This is a genomic window from Hymenobacter puniceus (assembly GCF_014333525.1).
In the GTDB taxonomy this organism is placed as follows: Bacteria; Bacteroidota; Bacteroidia; order Cytophagales; family Hymenobacteraceae; genus Hymenobacter.
Window position 1 is genome coordinate 523789 of record NZ_JACSCX010000001.1, and the last position, 22991, is coordinate 546779.

Annotated in this window: 24 protein-coding genes and 1 riboswitch; of the genes, 11 read left to right on the forward strand and 13 right to left on the reverse strand. The window is 61.6% G+C overall.

Going from position 1 to position 22991, the window contains the following annotated elements:
• Nucleotides 1-2 precede the first annotated feature (2 nt).
• Entirely contained in the window at nt 3-869 is an 867-nt protein-coding gene (locus H8B14_RS02155) for a ferritin-like domain-containing protein (protein ID WP_187313983.1), read from the forward strand.
• A gap of 253 nt (nt 870-1122) precedes the next feature.
• Entirely contained in the window at nt 1123-1317 is a 195-nt protein-coding gene (locus tag H8B14_RS02160; RefSeq protein WP_187313984.1) for a hypothetical protein, read from the forward strand.
• Nucleotides 1318-1401: 84 nt separating this feature from the next.
• On the opposite strand, the gene queG is transcribed toward H8B14_RS02160, so the two are convergent.
• Both queG and ruvB read right to left on the reverse strand, forming a co-directional pair.
• On the reverse strand, nt 1402-2337 hold the full coding sequence (gene queG, locus H8B14_RS02165; RefSeq protein ID WP_187313985.1) for a tRNA epoxyqueuosine(34) reductase QueG: 936 nt from the start codon (nt 2335-2337) through the stop codon (nt 1402-1404).
• Between the two features lie 145 nt (nt 2338-2482).
• Entirely contained in the window at nt 2483-3529 is a 1047-nt protein-coding gene (gene ruvB / locus H8B14_RS02170) for a Holliday junction branch migration DNA helicase RuvB (RefSeq protein WP_187313986.1), read from the reverse strand.
• A gap of 199 nt (nt 3530-3728) precedes the next feature.
• Between ruvB and H8B14_RS02175 the strand changes: the two genes are divergently transcribed.
• Complete coding sequence (locus H8B14_RS02175) at nt 3729-4706, forward strand: hypothetical protein (RefSeq protein ID WP_187313987.1); 978 nt, start codon at nt 3729-3731, stop codon at nt 4704-4706.
• Between the two features lie 108 nt (nt 4707-4814).
• Here H8B14_RS02175 and H8B14_RS02180 read toward each other — a convergent pair whose 3' ends face one another.
• A complete protein-coding gene (locus H8B14_RS02180) occupies nt 4815-5144 on the reverse strand; it encodes an HIRAN domain-containing protein (RefSeq protein WP_187313988.1) in 330 nt (109 codons plus the stop codon).
• 247 nt (nt 5145-5391) lie between these two features.
• Between H8B14_RS02180 and H8B14_RS02185 the strand changes: the two genes are divergently transcribed.
• Nucleotides 5392-5853 carry a DUF4268 domain-containing protein gene (locus H8B14_RS02185; protein ID WP_187313989.1) on the forward strand — a complete coding sequence of 154 codons (462 nt, stop codon included), beginning with the start codon at nt 5392-5394 and terminating at the stop codon, nt 5851-5853.
• A gap of 21 nt (nt 5854-5874) precedes the next feature.
• Nucleotides 5875-6231 carry a hypothetical protein gene (locus tag H8B14_RS02190; protein WP_187313990.1) on the forward strand — a complete coding sequence of 119 codons (357 nt, stop codon included), beginning with the start codon at nt 5875-5877 and terminating at the stop codon, nt 6229-6231.
• A 313-nt stretch (nt 6232-6544) separates the two neighbouring features.
• Here the strand turns inward: H8B14_RS02190 and H8B14_RS02195 are convergent, their stop codons facing one another.
• The 3 genes from H8B14_RS02195 to H8B14_RS02205 form a co-directional block, all read right to left on the reverse strand.
• Entirely contained in the window at nt 6545-6895 is a 351-nt protein-coding gene (locus H8B14_RS02195; RefSeq protein ID WP_187313991.1) for an acyl carrier protein, read from the reverse strand.
• Nucleotides 6896-6911: 16 nt separating this feature from the next.
• Nucleotides 6912-7610 carry a hypothetical protein gene (locus H8B14_RS02200; RefSeq protein WP_187313992.1) on the reverse strand — a complete coding sequence of 233 codons (699 nt, stop codon included), beginning with the start codon at nt 7608-7610 and terminating at the stop codon, nt 6912-6914.
• Nucleotides 7611-7684: 74 nt separating this feature from the next.
• Nucleotides 7685-8920 carry an acyl-CoA dehydrogenase family protein gene (locus H8B14_RS02205; protein ID WP_261989846.1) on the reverse strand — a complete coding sequence of 412 codons (1236 nt, stop codon included), beginning with the start codon at nt 8918-8920 and terminating at the stop codon, nt 7685-7687.
• 256 nt (nt 8921-9176) lie between these two features.
• On the opposite strand from H8B14_RS02205, the gene H8B14_RS02210 reads away from it, so the two are divergent.
• Nucleotides 9177-10253, forward strand: coding sequence for an NAD(P)-dependent alcohol dehydrogenase (locus H8B14_RS02210; RefSeq protein WP_187313993.1), 1077 nt, complete (start codon nt 9177-9179; stop codon nt 10251-10253).
• Between the two features lie 90 nt (nt 10254-10343).
• On the opposite strand, the gene H8B14_RS02215 is transcribed toward H8B14_RS02210, so the two are convergent.
• Nucleotides 10344-12839, reverse strand: coding sequence for a TonB-dependent receptor (locus H8B14_RS02215; protein ID WP_187313994.1), 2496 nt, complete (start codon nt 12837-12839; stop codon nt 10344-10346).
• A 59-nt stretch (nt 12840-12898) separates the two neighbouring features.
• A riboswitch (TPP riboswitch) is annotated at nt 12899-13005 on the reverse strand.
• Between the two features lie 265 nt (nt 13006-13270).
• Here H8B14_RS02215 and H8B14_RS02220 point away from each other — a divergent pair.
• Nucleotides 13271-13516 carry a hypothetical protein gene (locus H8B14_RS02220; protein ID WP_187314539.1) on the forward strand — a complete coding sequence of 82 codons (246 nt, stop codon included), beginning with the start codon at nt 13271-13273 and terminating at the stop codon, nt 13514-13516.
• A gap of 152 nt (nt 13517-13668) precedes the next feature.
• Here the strand turns inward: H8B14_RS02220 and H8B14_RS02225 are convergent, their stop codons facing one another.
• The 4 genes from H8B14_RS02225 to pnuC all read right to left on the reverse strand — a co-directional run bounded on the left by H8B14_RS02225 (nt 13669) and on the right by pnuC (nt 16425).
• Entirely contained in the window at nt 13669-14085 is a 417-nt protein-coding gene (locus H8B14_RS02225) for a GNAT family N-acetyltransferase (protein ID WP_187313995.1), read from the reverse strand.
• Nucleotide 14086: 1 nt separating this feature from the next.
• On the reverse strand, nt 14087-14962 hold the full coding sequence (locus H8B14_RS02230) for an aldose 1-epimerase family protein (RefSeq protein ID WP_187313996.1): 876 nt from the start codon (nt 14960-14962) through the stop codon (nt 14087-14089).
• Between the two features lie 195 nt (nt 14963-15157).
• The gene (locus H8B14_RS02235) at nt 15158-15691 is read right to left on the reverse strand and encodes an AAA family ATPase (RefSeq protein WP_187313997.1); all 534 of its coding nucleotides are present in this window, start codon (nt 15689-15691) and stop codon (nt 15158-15160) included.
• A 107-nt stretch (nt 15692-15798) separates the two neighbouring features.
• Nucleotides 15799-16425 (reverse strand): nicotinamide riboside transporter PnuC, encoded by a 627-nt coding sequence (pnuC, locus tag H8B14_RS02240; RefSeq protein ID WP_187313998.1) that lies wholly within the window; start codon nt 16423-16425, stop codon nt 15799-15801.
• 116 nt (nt 16426-16541) lie between these two features.
• On the opposite strand from pnuC, the gene H8B14_RS02245 reads away from it, so the two are divergent.
• The 4 genes from H8B14_RS02245 (at nt 16542) to H8B14_RS02260 (ending at nt 20920) form a co-directional block, all read left to right on the forward strand.
• Entirely contained in the window at nt 16542-16865 is a 324-nt protein-coding gene (locus H8B14_RS02245; RefSeq protein WP_187313999.1) for a rhodanese-like domain-containing protein, read from the forward strand.
• A gap of 95 nt (nt 16866-16960) precedes the next feature.
• Complete coding sequence (hrpB, locus tag H8B14_RS20985) at nt 16961-19630, forward strand: ATP-dependent helicase HrpB (protein ID WP_187314000.1); 2670 nt, start codon at nt 16961-16963, stop codon at nt 19628-19630.
• 59 nt (nt 19631-19689) lie between these two features.
• The gene (locus H8B14_RS02255; protein WP_187314001.1) at nt 19690-20058 is read left to right on the forward strand and encodes a hypothetical protein; all 369 of its coding nucleotides are present in this window, start codon (nt 19690-19692) and stop codon (nt 20056-20058) included.
• 67 nt (nt 20059-20125) lie between these two features.
• Entirely contained in the window at nt 20126-20920 is a 795-nt protein-coding gene (locus tag H8B14_RS02260; protein ID WP_187314002.1) for a DUF2490 domain-containing protein, read from the forward strand.
• A 44-nt stretch (nt 20921-20964) separates the two neighbouring features.
• Here the strand turns inward: H8B14_RS02260 and H8B14_RS02265 are convergent, their stop codons facing one another.
• Together H8B14_RS02265 and H8B14_RS02270 are read right to left on the reverse strand one after the other, a co-directional pair.
• Nucleotides 20965-21804: an FRG domain-containing protein gene (locus tag H8B14_RS02265; RefSeq protein ID WP_315984793.1), complete on the reverse strand. Its 840-nt coding sequence runs from the start codon at nt 21802-21804 to the stop codon at nt 20965-20967.
• Nucleotides 21805-21989: 185 nt separating this feature from the next.
• Nucleotides 21990-22835, reverse strand: a complete 846-nt coding sequence (locus H8B14_RS02270) for an oxidoreductase (protein ID WP_187314003.1) — start codon at nt 22833-22835, stop codon at nt 21990-21992.
• Between the last annotated feature and the right edge of the window lie 156 nt (nt 22836-22991).

Here is a 22991-nt window from a genome sequence, read left to right on the forward strand (position 1 = left end):
CTATGTATCTTTTGAAGCTTCTGGCCGAACTGGCTACTACCGATTCATTACAGCTGGAGCAGTCGGCACCGCGCCGTGCCGCACTGGAAAACCTTGGCCGTTTTAGCGCCAAAACCCTGGCGGCTGCGCTGCCGCTAGGTTTGGCTGCACTTCCAACTCAGGCGGCCACCACCACCATCATCGACTCGCTGACCGTTGCACTGCAGCTGGAGCGGCTGCAGGAGGCTTTCTACACGCGGGCACTGGCAGCCCCGGCAGGCTTCTTCCCTGCCGATGCCACTGTTCGGGCGTCCATCGTAACGATGCAGCGCCAGCAGCAGCAGCATATCACGCTGCTCACTGATGCCATCACCAACTCGGGCGCTACGGTGCCGGCCCGGCCTAACTACGACTTCACGGGCAGCCGCAATGGCACGCAGCCTGCCTTTTTTGCGTCAGTGTTCAGTAACTTCGATGACTTCCTGCGGCTTGCGCAGCTGCTGGAAGATGCCGGTGTACGGGCTTATAAAGGACAGGTGGAGTTTCTGATGGGCAATACCTTTATTCTGCAGACTGCTTTGCAGATGCATTCCACAGAAGCCCGGCACGCAGCCCGCATCCGCCTGATCCGACAAAAGCGCGGCGCTGTAGTGAAGCCCTGGCCCAGCCCAGCCGACGCCTCCATTACGGTTGCCGGAAAAACGGACGTCGTATATAGCGGAGAAAATGCGCTTGAGCAGTCAGTACCCAGCTACCGGCCTGTGCCGTTCCGGCTGCTGCCTATCGGCTTCCCGGGCACCAACATCCTGACACAGGGCGTACCAGAGGCATTTGACGAGCCGCTCACCACAGCGCAAGCCAGCAGTATACTGGCGTTATTTTCTTATTAAGCTTTCTGTTTCGGCATCGTCCAGTACGCCAAGGGAACGACATTTGTCGTTCCCTTTTTTGTTCGCGGCTCAAAGCCCTGATAGGGCTTGGCCATAATCCTGTTTGAACCAAACGAGGTTTTTTTTGTAGTTTTCAACAAAATATTGAATACTCCCCGGCACGGGGCCGACTGTTTTTTACTGGCTCCGTATAGCTTGCCTGCCATCCTTCCATACTCCACCCACCCCACCAGAACACAATATTTAACCTGAGATGCTAGAATACGCTAAAACCATCCTGCTGAAAGTAAGCTTCGACAAGATTCTCTTCGAGAAGGAGCTTCGCAAGGCGTTACGTACTATGCTCCCCGACGAACTGCTGCAACTCAAAGCATGGTGCTACGAGCAGTTTTCTACTCTCTACCGCCGGATCCTGAACCGTGTATTCACGCAGGCTACCCCGGCTTAACAAGCTCCTATCACAAAGCAGAACTGCCCCGGTCACCACAAGTGGTAGCCGGGGCAGTTCTGCTTTATCAAAGCTTCAGCAAGTTCACTCCTCACCCACGACAAACCGGATATTGCGCGTGAGGCCCGCGTAGCCGGTGCGCTTCACGGCCGACTGCCTAAATAGCTCCGAAAACAGCTCGTGCGTGATTTCCTGCCAGTCCGTGGCCGACAGGTCTCTCAGGCCAGGGTGCGGGCTGAACTGCGGCTCCTGGTGGGGCTTACTGAATCGGTTCCAGGGGCACACATCCTGACAGATGTCGCAGCCGAACACCCAATTGCCGAATTTACCGTCTACTTCACGCGGAATCTGGTCTTTCAGTTCGATGGTGAAGTAGCTGATGCATTTGCTGCCATCTACTACATAAGGCTCCGTAATAGCCTGCGTGGGGCAGGCATCCACGCACTTGGTGCAGGTGCCGCAGTAGTCCTTGATGGGTCCGTCGTAGTCCAGCGGCACGTCCACAATCAGCTCGGCAATAAAGAAGAAGCTGCCGGTGCCGGGTCGGATCAGGTTGGAATTTTTGCCAACCCAGCCCAGCCCACTCTTCTTGGCCCAGGCCTTGTCCATCACCGGCGCCGAATCGACAAAACAGCGCCCACCTATTTCTCCAATTTCCTCCTGCATGTCGGCCAGCAGCGTTTTCAGCTTGTCTTTGATGACGAAGTGGTAGTCGCGGCCGTAGGCGTATTTGCTGATTTTGAGTGTGTCGTCGGGCTGCTGCGTTTCCTCAGGCGGGTAGTAGTTGAGCAGCAACGAAATCACCGACCGGGCCCCATCCACGAGCAGGCGCGGGTCGAGGCGCTTATCGAAGTGGTTGGCCATGTAGGCCATCTGGCCGTGCATGTTCTGGTTCAGCCAGCTTTCGAGGCGCGGGGCTTCTTCCTCCAGAAACCCGGCCTCAGAAATCCCGCAGTACATAAAGCCCAATTCCGCCGCGCGGCGCTTGATGAAGGCGGTATAATGGGCGGTAGGTAACACGAGAGCTGGGTAGATAAGCCACAAAAATACATCATCCTGAGCACAGCAAAGGACCTCACCACGCCGAAACGACAATCGACTCACGACTCGTTCCAACGCAGCAAGGTCCTTCGCTGTGCTCAGGATGACAAGAGCAGCTACCGGCTTAGCTGAACAACTCCCCGGTAGTGGTGTTGCCGCGCAGGTGCTGCGGCATAGCGCGGCCGAGGTGCAGGTAGGCAGCTTCGGTAGCCTCGCGGCCGCGGCTGGTGCGCTTGATGTATCCTTCCTGAATCAGGAAGGGCTCGTACACTTCCTCGATAGTTTCGCCTTCCTCGCCGCAGGCCGTGGCAATGGTGCTGATGCCCACCGGCCCGCCTTTGAACTTGTCGATGATGGTGGTCAGAATGCGCTTGTCCATGTCGTCGAGGCCGCGGGCGTCCACGTCGAGGGCGTTAAGTGCAAACTGAGCAATGTCCATGGTGATGCTGCCGTCGCCTTTCACCTGCGCAAAGTCGCGGGTGCGGCGCAACAGGTTGTTGGCAATACGCGGCGTCCCGCGCGAGCGGCGGGCAATTTCGTAGGCGGCATCTTCGTAAATCGGAGTGCCCAGAATTTCGGCCGAGCGCTGCACAATGCTGGTCAGCAGCTTGGAATCATAGTATTCAAGGCGGGAGCTGATGCCGAAGCGGGCCCGCAACGGTGACGTGAGCATACCCGAGCGGGTGGTGGCCCCAATCAGCGTGAACGGCGACAGCGAAATCTGCACCGACCGCGCATTCGGACCCGAATCGAGCATGATGTCAATGCGGTAGTCTTCCATGGCCGAGTAGAGGTATTCCTCTACCACGGGGTTCAGACGGTGGATTTCGTCGATGAACAGCACGTCGTGCGGCTCCAGGTTGGTAAGTAGGCCGGCCAGGTCGGAGGGCTTGTCGAGCACCGGGCCGCTGGTCATTTTGATGCCCGACTGCAGCTCGTTGGCGATGATGTGCGAGAGAGTGGTTTTGCCCAGGCCGGGAGGACCGTGCAGCAACACATGGTCGAGGGCGTCGCCGCGGCGGCGGGCGGCGGCCACAAACACCTTCAGATTCTCGACCACCTTGTCCTGGCCCGCGAAATCGTCGAAGGAAAGCGGCCGGAGCGCCTTGTCAATGTCTTTTTCGGTGGCGTCCATGTGGTCGTCGCCGCCGGTGAGAAATGGTTCGCGCATGATGCGGAGAGTAAAAGTTGGTAGCAGCAAGGTAACACCTGCGCCCGGCAGATTGTGCCCTTTTTAGCAAAAAAATAGCGCAACTCTATTATTTACTAATATGGATAGCAAAATCATGTATCCGGCAGGGCGGCAGCGCGTCATCGGCGGCATCTGCGCGAGGCGCTGCCTACCTTTGCCGTCTTCCGCCTGTTGCCTTATGCCTACGCCCTCCACTCCTTCTGACTGGCTGCACGCCATTCCAGCCGACTTCTACGACCAGCTGGCGCACTGCCTTTCACTGCACGGCATGGCCTGCGCCGAGCTGCTGAGCCGCCCGCAGGATGCGCCGCTGCTACAGCTGACGGCCCTCACCGGCCTCAACACCCTGCGCGTAGCCGAACTGAACACCATTGCCAGCCACGAACAGCTACTGCAGGCCCTGGAACAGCAGCCCCGCGCCCTCTACGACCTGCTGCTGCTGGGCCGCCTCACCCTCGACACCAGCCTGGCCGCTCCCGTGCTGCAGTATGTGCAGCGCCAGATGGCTATCGACGCCGACCAGTTACAGGCGCTGAAAACGTACTGCCTAGAGCTGAGCGGCGCTTTTCTGGCGCTGCTGGAAGAACACCTGCCCGGCACGCCGTCGTTGGGGCTGCACCGGCTGGGCGTGGAGGAAGCGTTTGCGCACTATGTAGCGGCACATCCGGCCCCGGCGCCGGTAGCGGCCACGGTGCGCTTTTCGGAGCCGCAACTGCAGATGATGCGGCTGGCCCTGCTGCTGGTACACTCGCTGCCGGAAGCCGGCGAGCATCCGTTCCTGACTGCTGTGGCTGCCCTGGAGGATTTGCGCCCGGCCGCACTGGAGCCGATGATAGCACGCTTGAGCACGCTGGAGCCCGGCGCAGAGTTTGCGCTTTCTATGCCGGAGCTGGTGCAGCTTTATCAGGCCATGCAGGTGTGCGGCATGGTGTTCGTGAGCGAGGTGCTAGAAAAGGTTGGCCTAGGCAGCGTGTTTCCAACTCTTCCGCCCGAAGAATCGGCTGCCTCTACGCCTGCCACCACCGAGCCCAGCGGCCGGCAGGCAGTAGGCGAAATGGTGAGCGGCTTTACACGCTGGGTGCAATACACATTCCCGCAGGAGCCCGCCCTACACAAAGCCCGTGAGCAAGTGCTGGCCTTAGCCGATTCTCTTTAGGGCTTCGGTGTCAGGGCCTGGAAAAAAGGCTTGGTTCTTAGGTCGTTGAATGCAGTGGAGCACAATTACCTAATCACCAAGCCCTATTTCCCAGGCCCTAACCACCAGCTACCGCGGCATCAGCACTTCGATTTCCAGGTGCAGCCACTCGTCTTCCCAGGCTTTGTGGGTGAGGCGGCTGGTCAGCGGAAAACCGGCGTCGAGCATGCGGGCCACGGTTTCGTTGTGGCCTTCGGGCAGGTAGCCCAGCCAGAACGGCTCCGCACCTTCAGTCAGCACGCGCACGGCCCAATCGTCGTAGGCGCTGTCGGCTTCGCGCTGCAGTGCGAGGCGCTGGCCGGCTTTCAGCTGGGGCTCAAACTCGCGCAAACCAGGGCGGTGTGTGGTGCCTGCCACCAGGCATTCAAGCAGAATCAGGGAATCGGAGGTTTTGGGCATGGAGGAAAGCCGTTGTGAGGCGGTAAAATACGGAGCAAAACGGGTTTTCAGCTGCGGACCTGGCAAGTTGCGCGGGCGGCAGCCGGCAGGCAGCTTGTTTGTTGCCTGCTGCACTCATTGCCCGGTTGGCCTGATTGCGCGTACTACCCTGCCCGGTAACCCGTCTTTCCACCGCGCCTGGCCTTATCCTGCCCAACCAAGCTGACTGTGCCTTACCATTTCACCCGGGATTTTACCTTTACGGCTCATGTATAGCAAAACCGAAGTAACGCAACTCCGTCAGGCATTCTGGACCACTTTCGGCCAGTATATGGCGCCGGTGCCTTCCGCCGAGGGCGTGCCCACTAACTGGATCAATTACAAAACTGGCCTCAAGCACGTGCACTTCCGCCTGCACGCCGACGCCCGCCACGCCACCATAGCCATCGAGCTGACGCACCCGGACGCCGGGGTGCGGGAGCTGTTCTTTGAGCAGCTGCGCGAGCTGAAGACCATGCTACAAGAGGCCGTAGGGGAACCCTGGCGCTGGGAAGCCGACACCACCGACGCCAACGGCCAGCCCATCAGCCGCGTATTCGCGGAACTGACGCCCGTAAACCTGTTCAGCCGCGACGACTGGCCCGCCCTGATTTCGTTCTTCAAGCCCCGCCTGATGGCCCTGGATGAGTTCTGGAGCACCGGGCAATACGCTTTTGACGAGTTGCGGTAAGGTTTTTGAACGGCGGATAGCATGAAAAAATCTATCCTCTATCTACTCGCACTACTGGCCATATATAGCAGCCTGGCTTTCCATCCTAAACCAACCTCCGAGGAGGGCTACATGCTGCTGACGCTGCATACTGGGGGCCGTCCTGCGCTGGTTTCCATCTCCCCCACCGGGGAGCAGCACGAATACCCGTTAATCAAAAAGACCAAAGGGTCGCATGATTATCACGCGCAGCTCATGCTGAAGCTCAACGAGCTGCGGCAGCAAGGCTGGACCGTGGTGCAAATGCAAACCACCGAATCCGTAGTTCCGGATCTGCAACACCCACTGCTGAGCCCGGATAAGCTCAATACGCTCACATTTCTGCTGGAAAAACGGTAAGCTTTGGTAATTCCAACTTGACTCTGGGTTGTATTTATCAATTGGAGTTTAGTTGGCATTCTTAATCCATGCCCAAGTCGTTGGTGAAGCTGTCTGTTAGCCGGATTTCGGGCACCAGCACGCCGCACCGGTCGCTGGTGAGGCCGACGACGGCCCGCTGCACCTCGTAGAGCGTAGCGGGCTGTGGCAGTAGCAGCTGGTAGTTCTGGGCCAGCAGCCACTCCGTGAGGTCGGCGACGGTGCTTTGGGCCCAGTCGGGTGAAAGTGGCGGCGGCGTAGGGGGCGCTGGCGTAGCTCCGAACAGGCGCTGCCATCAGCCCGGCAGACGGGGCGGCCAGCCGGTCTGAGCCAAATCGGGCATTTGCAACTGCAGGCAGGCGGCCAGGTCCTGGGTTCGCGCCTTGTTGGCACCCAGCAGCTCAAGCTGGGTGAGCATTGTGGCCTCGGAGAGGGCCGGGTGGCGCGGAGGCAGGCACGCCAGCAGGCGCGCGAGTAGCTGGTCGTACACTGCCGTGCGCACCGGGTCGGCGGGCAGGCCTTTCAGATGGGAAATGACCGCCGCGGCCTGCTCCACGGTGCCGATTGTTTCCGCCACCCGGTTCGGGATGGCCAGTTGTAAATGCTCCTCAAAAGCAACGATAAGTTCAACGGTATCGAGGCCCATAATGATTGTTTGGCTACTAACTCACCCAACTACGCAGCGGCCGCACTTTGCGCCATTTGCCCTGGCGGCGCTTCAGCACCCACGTTTCGCCACTGCCGCACAGGCTGCCACAGGTAGTGGAGATTTCCACGATTACGGTCTTCCCATCACGAGAGAAAAGAGGGGACGTCAGGTATGAATAGTCATGCGTTTTGTAGCGTTGTTCCAGCGTACTTAAAAAAATAAATGGCTCTTCTGATCGATTTACTATTGCCCGAACTGTGTCGGCCGAAACAACCTGATGGCCGGGTAAAAACCGTTGTTCTAGCCCAAAACCTGAGGAATAATTCATTTGGAGCCGCATATAAGCCGTGTCAGCCGGCGACAACAGGCGGCGGTTGCATAGTTCCTGCAATGTCCAGCCATCCTCCTGAGCGGCATACTGATATGGAGGATTACCTAGCGCCGGAAGCAGGCTATGTTCCAACAGCACTCGGCTGATATAGAAATCGGCGTGCGCCATGCCTTTGGGCGACATATCGGTGCTGGATTGCGCTAGCAGCTCCCGCACAAACCCATACAGCACGCTGTCGGACACCAGCAGGCGCGGCGCCCCCCACCGCCGCTCCGGCTTTAGCTCCGGCGGCGGCGGGTACGCCACCCGCAGATACACCGCGCAGAACACGGCCCCCAGCAACAGGGCGGCACCCAGGAAACGACGGGTATCGGCTTGCATAGTCGAGTAGATAACAAATAAAAAACGGCCGCCCTGCTTCCAGAACGGCCGTTTGAAGATACGCGGGCAGACGCTTACTTGAAGGCCTGAATGCCGGTAATATCGGCGCCGGTGATGAGCAGGTGGATGTCGTGGGTTCCTTCGTAGGTCACCACCGACTCCAGGTTCATCATGTGGCGCATGATGGGGTATTCGCCGGTGATGCCCATGCCGCCATGAATCTGGCGGGCTTCGCGGGCAATGTGCAGGGCAATTTCCACGGAGTTGCGCTTGGCCATCGAAATCTGGGCCGAAGTGGCCTTACCTTCGTTTTTGAGCACCCCGAGGCGCCACACTAGCAACTGGGCCTTGGTGATTTCGGTCAGCATTTCGGCCAGCTTCTTCTGCTGCAACTGGAAACCGCCAATCGGCTTGCCGAATTGCTCGCGCTCCAGCGAGTACTTCAGCGCCGACTCGTAGCAGTCGATGGCAGCACCGATGGCACCCCAGGCAATGCCGAAGCGGGCCGAGTCGAGGCAGGAAAGCGGGCCGCGGAGGCCATCGATGTTGGGCAGCAGGTTTTCCTTCGGGATTTTCACGTTGTCGAACACCAGCTCGCCGGTGGTGCTGGCGCGCAGGCTCCACTTGTTGTGGATTTCGGGGGTAGTGAAGCCTTCCATGCCGCGCTCCACGATAACACCCTTGATGCGGCCGGTTTCGTCTTTGGCCCACACCACCGCTACCTGGCACTCGGGCGAGTTGCTGATCCAGAGCTTGGCCCCGTTCAGCAGGTAGTAGTCGCCCATGTCCTTGATGTTGGTGGTCATGCCACCGGGGTTGGAGCCGTGGTCGGGCTCCGTGAGGCCGAAGCAGCCCAGCCACTCGCCGGAGGCCAGCTTGGGCAGGAACTTCTTGCGCTGCTCTTCCGAGCCGTAGGCGTAAATCGGGAACATCACCAACGAGCCCTGCACCGAGGCCGTGGAGCGCATGCCGGAGTCGCCGCGCTCAATCTCCTGCATAATCAGGCCGTAGCTGATGTAGTCGAGGCCGCCGCCGCCGTACTCGGTGGGAATGGTGGGCCCGAACGCGCCCACGTCGCCGAACTTGCGCACGATTTCCGACGGAAAATGCGCGTCCTGCGCCCACTTCTCGATGTTGGGGCTGATTTCCTTCTTCACGAAGTCGCGGATGCTCTGGCGGATGAGCTTGTGCTCCTCGGTCAGCAGGCCGTCGAGGTCGAAGTAGTCGGTGAAGCCGGCGGCGTTGGTGCTGCCTTTTTGGGCAGAGTGGGCCTTCGACTGCGGGGAAAGTACGTCAGCTTCGGATGACATGGGGCGGTATGTTAGGAGGATGGGGGGGAGTTTCAGCAAAGATAACAGGCGAGGCTGAACTACGTTTGCCGGGCTCCTGCCCGCCCCGCCCGCCCGGGCCTGGCAATTGCCCCAAATCTTTTGGGAGCCGGCCGCTAACTCCGCTTTCCGGATTGCGTTAAAAAGGGCCCTGACAGGGGTTACAGGGGCTTTAAGCGCGACCGTAGCCCCCGGCCGGGGCCCCTATCTTTCACCTTCCTACTCCTGTTCTTCCTCTATGGAACCCATCAAAACCAAAGCGTACGGCGCCAGCAACTCCATCTTCAGCGGGCTGTCGGAAATGGAAATCGAGCGTCAGGCTCCCAAGGCCGACGAGGTGCACATCGACATCCTGTACTGCGGCGTGTGCCACTCCGACCTGCACCAGGTGAAAAACGACTGGCACAACACCATCTACCCCTGCGTGCCGGGCCACGAGGTGGTGGGCCGCATCGACGCCGTAGGCAGCGCCGTGACCAAGTTCCGGGTGGGCGACTTGGTGGGCGTGGGCTGCATGATTGACTCCTGCGGCACCTGCCCCAGCTGCCAGCAGAAAGAAGAGCACTACTGCGAAGGACCTGTGAGCTGGACGGCCACCTACAACGGCTACATGAAGCCCCAGAATAAAGATTTCAACACCTTCGGCGGCTACTCCACCAACATGACGGTGAAGGAAGACTTTGTGCTGCGCATCCCCGAAAGCCTCGACCTGAAAGCCGTGGCGCCCATTCTGTGCGCCGGCATTACCACCTACTCGCCCCTGAAGCACTGGAACGTGGGCCCCGGCAAGAGCGTGGCCGTGGTGGGCATCGGCGGGCTGGGCCACATGGGCGTGCAGCTAGCCCGCGCGCTGGGCGCCACCGTCACGGCCATCACCCGCGACAAAGCCAAGCTGGAAGACGCCAAGAAGCTCGGCGCCCACGAGGTGCTGCTCTCAACCGACGCCGACGCCATGAAGGCACACGAGCTGAAGTTCGACTTCATCCTCATCACCATCCCCGACGCCTTCGAGCTCAACGACTACGTGACGCTGGCCAAGCGCGACGGCGTCATCACCACCGTGGGCCTGCTCGGGCCCTACAAGTCGGCCCTGAACAACCAGGAGGTGGCCATGCACCGCCGCACCATTGCCGGCTCCATCATCGGCAGCATCGCCGAAACCCAGGAGGTGCTCGACTTCTGCGCCCAGCACCAGATTCTGCCCGAGGTGGAAATGATTCGGATGCAGGACATCAACAAGGCATACGACAAGATGAAGGATGAGGAAGTGCGCTTCCGCTACGTCATCGACATGGCCTCGCTGAAAGAGGCGTAAGGTCCACCAGTACCAGAAGCAGAAAGCCCCGACGCTACGCAGCGCCGGGGCTTTTTCTGTGGTTGCGGGGAGGCCAGGCCGCCCGTGGGCCTAGAACTTCACGCCCACCGAGGCCAGGAAGTTGCGGGTGGCCTGGGGGTAGTACCAGTTGAAGGTATCGAGGCCGCCGCTGGCGCCGGGGTAGCTGTAGGTGTAGCCGTTGGCCACGTACTCGCGGTTAAGCACGTTATTTACCAACAAGCCCAGCTCAATTTCCTTCACAAACTGCGGCCGGATGGTGTAGCGCGCCCGGAAATCGAGCACTTGGTAGGGCTTGATGCTGCGGCCCAAACTTGCGGAGTTGTCGAGGTACTGGCGGCTCACGGTTTTGTAGAGCAGCGCCAAGCGCAGACCTTTCAGCGGCTGCCCTTCCAGCGTGTGCGCCGATACGGCGCTTGGCGAGTAGGAAATGGTGCTGGTGCGCCGCGCAAATGTGCTATCCGAAATGGCCTCTTGGTAGCCCAGGATGCGGTTCTGGCTGAGCGTGAGCGTGCTGCTAAGGCTGATTTTGTCATTGGCCGACACAAAGCCGGTCAGTTCCGCGCCGCGGCGGTAGCTGCGGGCCACGTTGGTGCGCAGCGGCGTACCCACATCATTGAGCTGCCCGATGGACACCAGCTGGTTGCGGTAGTTCATGTAGAAGAAGTTGGCTTCCAGCCGCGCCACGGCCCGGGTGCCCAGCACGCTGGCGTTGGGCAAACTGAGGCGGTAGCCGCCTTCCAGATCGTGCAGCCGCTCGGCTTTGGGAGCGGCGTCGGCCGTAATCCGGTCGGTGAAGTCGGAGCGCACCGGCTCGCGCTGGCCCACCGCGAAGCTGGCGTAGAGCTGCTGGCCCTCAGCCAAGGTGAGCGTGGCGCCGGCTTTGGGGTTGAAGAAGGTGTAGCGGGCGCGGGTGCGCACGTCCACCACGCCGCGCACGGCACTGGGGTCGTCGGGCTTGTGCTGGGTGCCATCGATGGTGTACTCGATGTGGCGCAGCTGCAGGTCGCCGTAGATGCCCAGCTGCGGCAGCAGCTGCCAGGTGGCGCGGGCGTAGCCGTTATAGTCGGTCTTGACGGCGTTGTTGAAGTAGTAGCGCTGCCGGATGGAACCGTTAGAGGCGTACTGGGCCCAGATGATTTCGCCGTAATGGTCACCGTCGTATCGGTTCCACGCGCCGCCCAGCGTAGCCTGCAGCCGGTCGTCGGTTTTGGGCTGGTAGTTGAGGGCGAAGGTGCCGCCGTAGAAGTAGTTGTCCAGCCACTTGCGGTCAATCAGGTCGGTGCGCGTGAGCGTCTGGTTCCCAATTACTACGTTGTCGAGGCCGTAGTTGAGGAAGCGGCGGCGGGCCCGGTAGCTTTCGTAGTAGCCGAAGCCGCGCGTCAGGTGCAGGGCCGCGCCCAGGTTCCAGTCCTCACCCAGGCCCTGCGAGAGGTGCAGCTGGTAGTGATTCTGCTGGTAGTTGTCGGTCTGGTTGTCGTAGGTGTAGTAGCTGTAGCGGCGGCCTTCCCGGCGTACCCGCTCAGCATCGACTTCGCTCAGCTCGCCGTTGTCGATATAGTTCTGCAGCAGCGTTTGGTCGCCGGTGAGGGCGGGCTCGGGCACGCCGTTCCAGGCTTGGTAGGTTTTCTCCCGGCCCGAGAAGGTGATGAACTTGAGCAGCGTATTGGCCTGCTGGTAGCCGGCCGCGAAGTAGTACGACTTCAGATCCGACGCCGCCCGGTTCATGTAGCCATCGGACTTGATGCGCGACAACCGGCCGTCCAGCGTGAAGTGCCCGCTCACCAGGCCGGTGCCGAACTGCACCGTGTTCTTCACCGTGCCGAAGGAGCCGACGCTGTTCTGGGTTTCGCCGTAGGCCTCGCGGCGGTTGTCGAGGGTGCTGATGTTCACGCTGGCACCGAAGGCCGCGCCGCCGTTCTGGCTGGTGCCTACGCCGCGCTGCACCTGCAGGCTGCTCACTGAGGAGGCCAGATCCGGCAGGTTCACCAGAAACGCGCCGTGCGACTCGGCATCATTCAGCGGCACCCCGTTGATGGTCATGTTGATGCCAGTTGTGCTCGTGCCCCGGATGCGGATATCGGTGTAGCCCACGCCTGCACCGGCATCAGACGTCACCACCACCGACGGCGTCTGGTCGAGCAGGTAGGGCAAATCCTGACCGAAGTTGCGCTTGGCTAGGTCTTCCTTACTCACGTTGGTGTAGGCCGTGGCCGTGCGCTCGTTGGCGCGGCTGGCCGTCACGAGGGCCTCGCCGGTGAGCACACCGCCGGGCCGCAGCGTGGCGCTGATACGTTGCGCGTCGGCCTGGCCCTGCAGCTGGCGCACCAGCGGCTCGTAGCCGACGAACGTGACGCGCAGCTCGTGTGCACCGGCCGGCACCGCCTCAATAGCAAAATTGCCCGCCGCATCGGTAGCGGCGCTGGGGCGGCCGTCGAGCAGCACCGTGGCGCCGGGCAAAACAGCGCCCGTCTGGGCATCGGTGAGCGTGCCGGACACGGGACCTTGCGCCCATGCCGGACCGGACAGCACTAAAAGCGCCACGCCGGTGGTCAGAAAATTTTTCAAAAGTGAAAAATGGAAAAAGTGGAACGGACCGGGCCCCAGGGGTCGGGGCCTTCGGCTTGTCGCTCGCGGATCGTTTGTTCCCTTCGCCGGCATTACCCGGACAGGTTCAATGGGTATGATCTCAGCCTCGCACCACTCCCGGTACGGGGCACCCCTAAACTATGGTGCAAATGTACACGCCGATTCGGCTTTTCCAGCAGCAGCGGCTTCGTTTTGAGTGGGCAGAGAGTTGGTCCGCTACCGGCAGGCTGCGCCGTAAGCTGTTATTGACTGAAGTAAAGGACTTTCCTTTTGATTGATTATCAGTTAACTTAGAAAGACAGTTGCTCGCCAAAATCCCCGCATTTTCTAAAACAACGCCCCCGCGCGCACCGTTACTTACCACGCGGCACTTGCCGGGCCTGTTCGTTCGTTTTTCAGCTTTCCCAGCCATGACTCCCCTTGTCTACCTGCTGCTGTTTCTGGCTCTGGCCATCTATTTTGTCGTGATTCCGCGGCGGCGCTTCCCCAGTCCGCCCCACCCCGACAACGACGACGAAGGCGGCGAACCGCTCGACGACGGCCTACCCGACCTGGACTTACCGCCCGGCATCACACGCCCCATCAACGACTGGGAACCCGACTACAACCGCCGCCCCCAAACGCCCGTGCGCCCATCAGAACCGCTAATGGTGTGAGGCGGCTGGGTTGATAATTGCATCAAAAAAGGCCGTCATGCTGAGCTTGTCGAAGCATCTCTACCGCAGTGCTAATCAAAGAAGTTAGCCAGCGGTAGAGATGCTTCGACAAGCTCAGCATGACGGCCTTTGCATTCTATAAGACCTGCTATCTACAGCTCCACCCCCATCCGCACGTACGGGATGCTGCCTTTGTAGAATACTGCGCCCTCAGGCAGCAACCTGAATCGGGCATAAAAGGCGGCGCTGTCTTGGCGGGCGTCGCACCAGAGGCGGTGGGCGCCCAGGCGGCGTGCTTCGGCCACCACGTAGCGCAGCAGCGCGCTACCAATGCCCCGGCGCTGATAGGCGGGCATGACGGCAAACTTGCGAAAACGCGCTTCGTCGCCAGCTACGAACAGGGAAATGACGCCCACCAGATGGTCGTCCTGGAAGGCGCCGTAGTGGTATCCGGCAGCATCTTCGGGTAGCTTCACGTAGTCCAGCGGCTTATCGGGCCAGAGCACTTCGTGGCGCAGCAGGTAGGTGTGGCTGGGCGCAATGGCCCATATTGCGGGTTCGGCGGCCATCCTACCCTACTGTGATGCTGTAGGACGTACTGAACTCCTGGCCGGGCTCCAGCGCCAAGATGCCTTCCTTATCAGCCAGCTCACCGGAAGAACCAACAGAGCTGGCAATGCCGTGCCAGGGCTCGATGCAGACGAAAGGCGCACCGGGCCCTTTCGTCCAGAAGCCGAGGTAGGGAAACCCGTCGAAGCGCAACCGCACGGCGCGGCCCGACTGGCGACTGCGCAGCGTAATATGCGTGAAGTCGAAGTGTTTCAGTACCAGCGCGTCCTGCGCAAACAGCTCGTAGCGGAGCGGCAGAGTGGCTTGCTGCTGCAATACGGGCTCGGTCTGGCCGGTGAGCAGGCCGCCCTCCAGCAGATACCGCTCGAAGCTGACCGGATGGTCGAACACGAATTCGTAGTCCTCAAAGGTCTCGCCGGGCAGCAGCGGGCACCGGAAAGCCGGGTGCGCCCCGATGCTGAACAGCAGCTCCGTGGTGCCCACGTTGCGCACGTCCCAGCCGATGGTGAGCTGCGACCCGGCCAAGCGATACGAAATCTGCAAGTTAAACTCGAACGGAAACACGGCGCGGGTAGCGTCGTTGGCCTGCAGCTCCAGTACCAACTCGGCCGCAGTCTGGCGCACCAGCCTGAACTCCTGGTCGCGGGCAAAGCCGTGCTGGGGCAGCCGATACGACTGGCCCTGGTGCTGGTAGGTATCCTGCGGCAGGCGGCCCACTATCGGGAACAGCACCGGCGCGTGGCGGCCCCACACGGCCGGGTCGGCCTCCCAGATATACTCCAGGTTATCAAGGTCTTTGCGCACGAAGCTGCTTAGCTCGGCGCCGTGGGCTTGCACCTGCACGCGGCACAGCTCGTTTTCGAGGGTATAGGTCATCGGGGCAGAAAGCGCACCGGCCCAGAGCCCGTGCGGTGAAAGAGGAATACGGCGTGTATACTGTAGCGCGAACTTTGTAGTTCGCATTTCGGCGCTGGGTTAGTAGATGGTTAGCTTTTTTACTGCTCTACAGCACGTCATGCAGAACGTAGCGAAACATGCCTTTCTTTTGGCTTTCTGGCCACACAACCCAGCCTAGCCCAGCAGCAATTCATCCACGTGGTAGCAGGCCTGCTCGAAGCGCTGGGGCGGCGGGCCGCTGATTTCGGCGAAGTGCGACAGCTGCTCCTGCAGCGTGTGGTGGTAGAGGCGGTAGAACTGCTGCCGCAGGTGTGGATGCTCGCGCAGCGGGTCCGGCGCCCAGGGCAGATCCACGTTCAGCAGCAGCACCAGATCATACTGCTGCTCTTCAATCTGCTCCAGAATCCACTCGGGGCAGTGGCCAAACGCGTGTTCCGACCAGATTTTTATCACTAGTAGATCGGTGTCGCAGAAAAACAGCGGCCGGTCCTGCTGGATGGCCTGGATTTCCGCCTCAGCCTCGGCCCGCAGCTGGCCGTGGGCAATATCCTCCAGGTCGGCGAGGGTGTAGCGGTAGTGCGCCCCACGCTTCTCCAAATACGCCCGCGCATACTCTGGGGCCCAGCTGGTTTGGTAGTGGGCAGCCAACTGGCGGCTAAGAGTGGTTTTGCCCGTCGATTCGGGGCCGGTGAGGGCAACACGCAGCATTTTCAGGTAGCAATGAAGAAAGTGATGAGCAGGAAATGCAGCGGCAAAAAATGAGAAGCGCAGGAGCGAAAAACAGTGTCAGCAGAGCCGGCTACAATGTTGCTTTTTCAAGCCAGATTGCCTGTTGCAGCTTGTTCTTTGGTCATTGACTTCCGCCATTCCCAGTAGCCGTACACGGCCACGCCCAGGTACAACGCATACAGCACGCTGGTGGGGTAGAGCTGCTTGTACCACAGAATGGGCACGTAGATGAGGTCAACCAGAATCCAGAGCCACCAGTTTTCCAGGCGCTTTCGCATGAGCAGAAACTGCGCCGCCAGGCTGCCGGCCGTCGTGAAACTGTCCCAGTGCGGCAGAGCTGCGTCGGTGCGGGTGCTGAGATAGTAGCCGAAGCCAGCCGTGAAGGCGGCTACAAACGTAAGCGTGGCCAGCCACTCCCAGCGCCGAGTGCGTGTCACCGGTAGTTCGGTTTTGCTGGTGCCGCCATACAGCCACTCATACCAGCCGTAGAGGCTGAGCACAATGAACATAATCTGCAGCAGTGAGTCGGAATAGAGGCCGGCGCGGTAGTACACCACAATGTAGAGCGCGCAGCTGACCAAGGCCACCGGGAAATTCCACAACGACTCACGGGCGGCCAGCCAGACGCAGGCAAATCCGGTGAGCACGGCTATCCATTCCAACGGGCCGGGCCCGGCGGCCGCGGTCCAGAACTCATACAAGGTCTGCAGCAAGGTGACAGGTAACAGGTGAGAGGTGAAGGGCTCGGGCGGGCAGCCCGCAAAGGCCGGGGCCAAAGCTAACCAGCCACCGACTAATTTTGCGCTTTCCTTTCATCTGCTTTGCTGCCATGCTGCCCGAACTCACGCCCGAAGACCTGCACTCCCGCCTCGCCAACGGCGAAAACCTGCAGCTCGTGGACGTGCGGCAGCCCGAGGAATACGCCTACTGTCGCATCGAAGGCAGCGTGCTGATTCCACTGGGTGAGCTGGCCCGCCGCGCCGACGAAATCGACGAAGACCGGCCCGTGGTGCTTATCTGCCACCACGGCGTGCGCTCTATGCAGGCGCTGGCCTACCTGCAGCACCGCCTGGAGCGAACCAATCTGCTGAACCTGCGCGGCGGCATCCACGCCTGGAGCGTGCGCGTGGACCCATCCGTGGCGGTGTATTGATTTTTCTCGCTGAAATTTTCCTCTGAGGTTTGCAGTGAATGGCCTCCGCGAACCTTAGCGGAAAACCGCAGCGAACCTCAGCGAGAAATAACTCCATGCAATACCCCGACCTCCCGATAGTTGCCGCCCTGCCCGACCTGCTGCAGGCCCTGCAAACCCACGAGCGGGTGGTACTGCAGGCTCCGCCCGGCGCCGGCAAAACCACCGTGGTGCCGCTGGCGCTGCTGGAAGCTGCCTGGCGCGACGGAGGCCGGATTCTGATGTTGGAGCCCCGGCAGCTGGCCGCCCGCGCCGCCGCCAACCGCCTGGCCAAGCTGCTGCACGAGCCCGTGGGTGACACCGTGGGCTACCGTGTGCGGCTGGAAAGTAAAGTATCGGCCCGCACCCGCATCGAGGTCATCACCGAAGGCATCCTCACGCGCCTCATTCAGGACGATCCGGCCCTGGAAGGCGTGGCAGCCGTCATCTTCGACGAGTTCCACGAACGTAGCCTGCGGGCCGACCTGGGTTTGGCGCTGGCGCTCGATGCCCAGGCCGTGCTGCGGCCCGAGCTGCGCATTCTGGTGATGAGCGCCACGCTGGAAGCCGAGCGGATGGGCGCCTGGTTGCAGGCACCGGTGGTGAGCAGCGCGGGTTTTCTGTTCCCCGTCGAGACGCACTACCTGAGCCCCCGCCAAGCCGCGGCTGGCGGCAGCCGCTCCGCCGAACGACTGGCCACACTAGTACCTACGGCCGTGCGCGAGGCTCTGTGCCAGCACTCCACCGGCGACGTGCTGGTCTTCCTGCCCGGCCTCGCCGACCTGCGTCGCGTAGCCGACAAGCTGCAAAACGCCCTGCCCGACGCCGTACAGCTGCACCTGCTGCACGGCGAGCTGCCCCTGGCTGAGCAGGACGCCGCCCTGCGCCCGGTGCCGGCCGGGCAGCGCAAAATCGTGCTCAGCACGGCCATTTCCGAAACCAGCCTCACCATTGAGGGCGTGACAGTGGTGATTGACGGCGGCTTTGCGCGGGTCCCACGCTTCCAGGCTCGCACTGGCTTCAGCACCCTCGAAACCGTGCCCGTCAGCCAGGCCGCCGCCGACCAGCGTCGGGGCCGCGCCGGGCGCCTCGGCCCCGGCACCTGCTACCGCCTCTGGACCACCGCCGAGCACGACGCCCTGCCCACCTACCTGCCCCCCGAAATCCTTACCGCCGACCTCAGCGGCCTGGCTTTGGAACTGGCTCTCTGGGGCGCCGCCCCACAAAGCCTGCGCTGGCTCGACGCCCCCCCCGCCCCCGCCCTGGCCCTCGCCCACGACCTGCTCCGCCGCCTGGGAGCCGTTATTGGTGATAGTTTAAATGGTGATGAGGTGAACAGTAATGAAGTGAATGGTGATGAAGCCAGTCCACCCTTTTCCCCCCATCACTTCATCACCCCATCACCTAAAACCACCTCATCACCTAAAATCAATCCACCACTGAAACCCACGCCGCACGGCCGGGCATTGGCGCGGCTGGGGCTGGCGCCGCGTCTGGGCCATTTGGTGGTGCGCGGGCACGAGCTGGGCCACGGCCCCGCCGCCGCCGCGCTGGCGGCGCTGCTCTCGGAGCGCGACGTGCTGCGGGCCGCTGACACCCACCCTACCCCGCCCGATTTGCGGCTGCGGTTCGAGGCCATTGCCAACGGCCGCGCACCGCTACCGGGTTTGCTGGTGCAGCACAACACCCTGCACCGCGTCCGCGATGCGGCCCGCAACCTGCGCCAGCGCGCCGGCATCCGCGACGCGGCTACTTCTGCTGATGCCGACGCGGCCGGCCTGCTCACAGCCCTAGCGTACCCCGACCGCCTCGCCCAGCGCGAAACCCCGGACCGGGTGCGCCTGGCTACCGGCCAGCGCGTGGCCCTTCCCGCCGAGCACTTCGGCCGCGACGACCAGTTTCTGGCCGTCGCCTACCTCGATGGGCCACCACACCAGCTGCGCGCTGCCCTGGCCGCGCCCGTAAGCCGCCAGGAACTGGAAGAGCTGTTTGCAGACCAGATTGAACAGGTGGACGAAGTGCGCTGGGATGCTGCCGCCGGCCGCGTGCAGGCCCGCCGCCAGCGCCGCCTGGGTGCGCTGCTGCTCTCTGATGCCGCGCTGGCCCAGCCCGACGCAGCCCTGGTGGCCAATGCGCTGCTGGAAGCCCTGCGCACAGCCGGTGTGGCGCGTTTGCCGTGGAGCGAAGCCGCTACCGCGCTGCGGCAGCGGCTGGCATTTCTGCACCACCACTTTCCAGAAAACTGGCCAGCGGTGTCGGATGAAGCGCTAACGGAGGAATTGGATGAGTGGCTCACCCCGCACCTGGTGGGCCTTAAAAGTCTAAACGACGTTAGCCGCCTCGACTGGCCCGAGCTACTGCTGCAGCGCCTGCCCGGCGGCTGGGCGCAGCGCCAGGAGTTGGACCGCCTTGCGCCCGCCTACCTGGCCGTGCCCAGTGGCTCGCACGTCGCCCTCAACTACTCTGACCCGGCTACGCCAGTGCTGGCCGTGAAGCTGCAGGAGTTGTTCGGCCTCACCGAAACGCCTGCTGTGGCCGGCGGCCGGGTACCACTGCTGCTGCACCTACTCTCGCCCAGCGGCCGCCCCGCCCAGGTCACGCGCGACCTGCGCAGCTTCTGGGAGAAAGGCTACTTCGAGGTGCGCAAAGATCTGAAAGGCCGATACCCCAAGCATCCCTGGCCCGACAAACCCATGGAGCACGTCCCAACTAAGCTCACTAAAAAGCGCTTTGAAGCGAATCAGTAGCATACTTAGCGTTATACAGTGACGCGTTCAGACCCCACGACTTATCCTTTTCGAGTTATATGATCACAATTCCAACTCCCTGGCAGTATCCGCCCCAGCCCGCAGATGCGGCAACCTGGTGCAGCATTATCAGCCGGCTTCCGCTGGGCTCGCCCATTACCGGCTATGTAGTGGCCCAAGTACCCTTCGGGGTGTTTCTGAGCGTAGCTGGAATGCCAGCGGGAGTTACGGTGCTGCTGGAATTTCTGGAGATGTTCTTTCCGCCGCTACCCTATCCGGCGCCAATGCCGCCCCTTGGCGCCTGTTTGGACTGCTTTGCCCTTCAGCATATCAGCCAGCATACGCAGATAAAAGTGAGTCCTCGCCAGTATCCGGACACTGTCTATCAGCCAACTGATACCTATAGCAACTCCATACCGACCAGCTGACTGCACTCCAGAAAATATAGTTGGTAACATTGGCGTAACAAACGTCATAATTTGGTAATATGGGTATATGACCCCACTACTACCTGTTCTGTCCTGGAAGCAGTTGCTGGCGGCGCTGGTTCTGATCCTGGCAACAGGTATGGCTGGTTACGCCCAGCGCGCTGCTTCATCACTTAGTACTGCACCAGCCGGCGCCAATACCTGGCTCACGTTTCTTAGCGACGCCCGCCTAAGCAAGCGCTGGGGTTTGCACCTCGACGGGCAGCTGCGCCGGGCCAAAGACGCGTACCAGCCGCAGCAGCTGGCCCGGATTGGTATCAACTACCACGTAGCACCGGCCCTGCAGCTCACAGCCGGCTACGCCCGGGCCTCATCATACTTCCACAACGACTATGCCTCGGCCAGCCCGCTGCCCGAGCACCGCCTCTACCAACAGGTGCTGCTGCGCAACGATTCCGGCCGGGTGCACACTCAGCACCGCTACCGCCTGGAGCAGCGCTGGGTGCGCCGCCCCGGCGATGCGCAGGCAACCTACCTGAACCGCATGCGCTACCAGCTGCGCTTGGTTGTACCGCTCGGCAACAAAGGCAAGCTGGAGCCCGGCACACCTTATTTAGCCGGCGCCGACGAAATATTTCTAGGGTTCGGGGCCAGTGCGGGCCGCAATTTCTTCGAGCAGAACCGAGCGTACCTGGCATTGGGCTATCAGTTCACGAAAACCGTGGCCATGGAGGCCGGCTACCAGCATCAGATGGTGCAGCCCGCCGCCGGCTATTCCATGCAGTATCACCACACGCTGCAGCTCGGCCTGAGCGTAACTACGGATTTGCGGCGAGGCCTCGCGCTAGCTACGGCGCTGTAAAAAGGCACTTATTCGGCCCATCGTCTGCGGAAGCGAACCGGAGTTCAGCCTGGAATCTGGTCGTCGAGCAGGTCCTGGGCGGTTTGGTTGGGCGTGGGCGTGTAGTGGCGGTGCAGCCAGCGGCTCAGCCCCCCAAGGCCCGGGAACAGCACCCGCTCCGTAATGCCGGCCTGGTCGAGCTTGTCGCGGATTTCCCACTTCAGCCGGGCCGGAATGATGATACGGAAATACAGCTCCGGATGCTGCTCCAGCCAGCCATGCAGCGTGTCCTGGGCCGTGTTGATCAGCGAAAACAGCGCGTACTGGTGCACAATGCGCGCATCCAGCGAAGGCGGCTCCAGAAACAGCAGAAACGGCTCCCGCTGCAGCAGCTCCAGCTCCCGCAGGTTGGTGCAAAGCGGCTCTAGCAGCTCGGGCGTAAACACGTTGGAACCCTCATTGCGCAAAGCCTCACGCAGGCTGGGCGGCAGAAATTCGGCCGTTTTCACGTAGTTGATGGCCCAAATGACGCCCGGCTGGTCGTAGGCGTCCAGATCGTCGGTGGCGAAGTGCAGGGCCACGTAAGGCGAGTAGGTCCAGTCGAGCAGGCGGGTGGGCAGGCCGTGGTGCTGGGCCAGCGCCAGCCAGTTCCACACCGAAGCGCCCGGCAGCGCCGAGTCGCGGGCGTACTTGCGAAAATTGCGCAGCAGATGGTTTTCCAGCAGTTGATACTCGCCGCCGAGGCGCTGCAGGCTGGTAGTCAGCGGCCAGCTTTGCGTGCGCAGCCCGCGGTAGACAAACGGCGAGCGAAACCGCCCGATGCGGCCGTCCCAGGTTTCCTGAAACAGTGCCTGCTGCAAATCAGCCCAGGACGTTACTTCGATGTCGTTGGTGGTGTGCAGCACGGGCGGCAGGTTTTGAAGACGAAGAATGACAGACCTGGGCAAGATACGCAGGCCCCGATACCCATGCAGCCTACCTCGCGGCTTTACCGCTTCTGTTGACAGAAAAGAGCCGCCAACTTGCGTTAGCGGCTCTTTCAGAATGCGCGGCCTCTTGCCTGACTGCTACTGAGCCCGCAATGAGGCTGTTATTCGCCAGCCAGGAAGTCAGCCGAGTCACCGATTTCGGCTACGGCGGCCAGCTCCTCTACCAAAGCCGTGAACTTCTCGCGGGCGCCTTTCACAGCAGCTTTGCCAATCGGCAGATGCAGCGGTGGGTTTTCCTGGCGCACGAGGTCGTACATGATCTGCGCGGCGCGGTCGGGGTCGCCGGGCTGGCGGCCGCTGTAGCCCTGGATGCCTTTCAGGTTTTCGCCCACCGTGGCGCGGTAGTCCTCAATCTGGGTGTCCACGTACGTGGCCGAGCTGCCCGCCCACTCGGTGCGGAAGCCGCTGGGCTCGATGTTGGTGACCTTGATGCCGAGTGGCTTCACCTGCTGAGCCAAACTTTCGCCGATGGCTTCGAGGGCAAACTTGCTGGCATTATAAACACCCACGCCGGGGAAGGTTTTCAGGCCGCCGATGCTGGTGATGTTGAGCACGTGGCCGCTTTTCCGCTCGCGCAGGTGCGGCAGTACGGCCCGCAGCACATGCAGCGGCCCGAACACGTTGACGTCGAACTGGCGCTGTACTTCGGCCGCGTCAATCTCTTCGATACTGCCCAGCGAGCCATAGCCGGCATTGTTAACAATCACGTCGAGGTGGCCGAAGCGCGCAATGGCGTCCTGTACACCCTTTTTCACCTGCGCTTCGTCGGTTACTTCCACCACGAAGCCCTGGCCGTTTTCGCCGGCTTTTTTCGTGAAGGCGTCGGCCTGCTCCTGTTTGCGGAATGTGGCCGCTACTTTGTCGCCTTTGGCGAGCAGCAGCTCGGCCAGCGAGGCGCCGAATCCGGTGCTGACGCCGGTAATAAACCAGTTTTTGGTAGTTGACATGCGTTTTCTGTCGAAAGGAATACGAAACAAACCGCCCTTTCTGCGGGCGGCCTGGGAAGTTTAACTCCCGAACCGGCGCCGGGGTTTTCAGGTAGCGCCCGTAAGCTCGTCGGTGCCAGCCGGCCACGGCCGCGTACCAATATCGGCGCCATACAA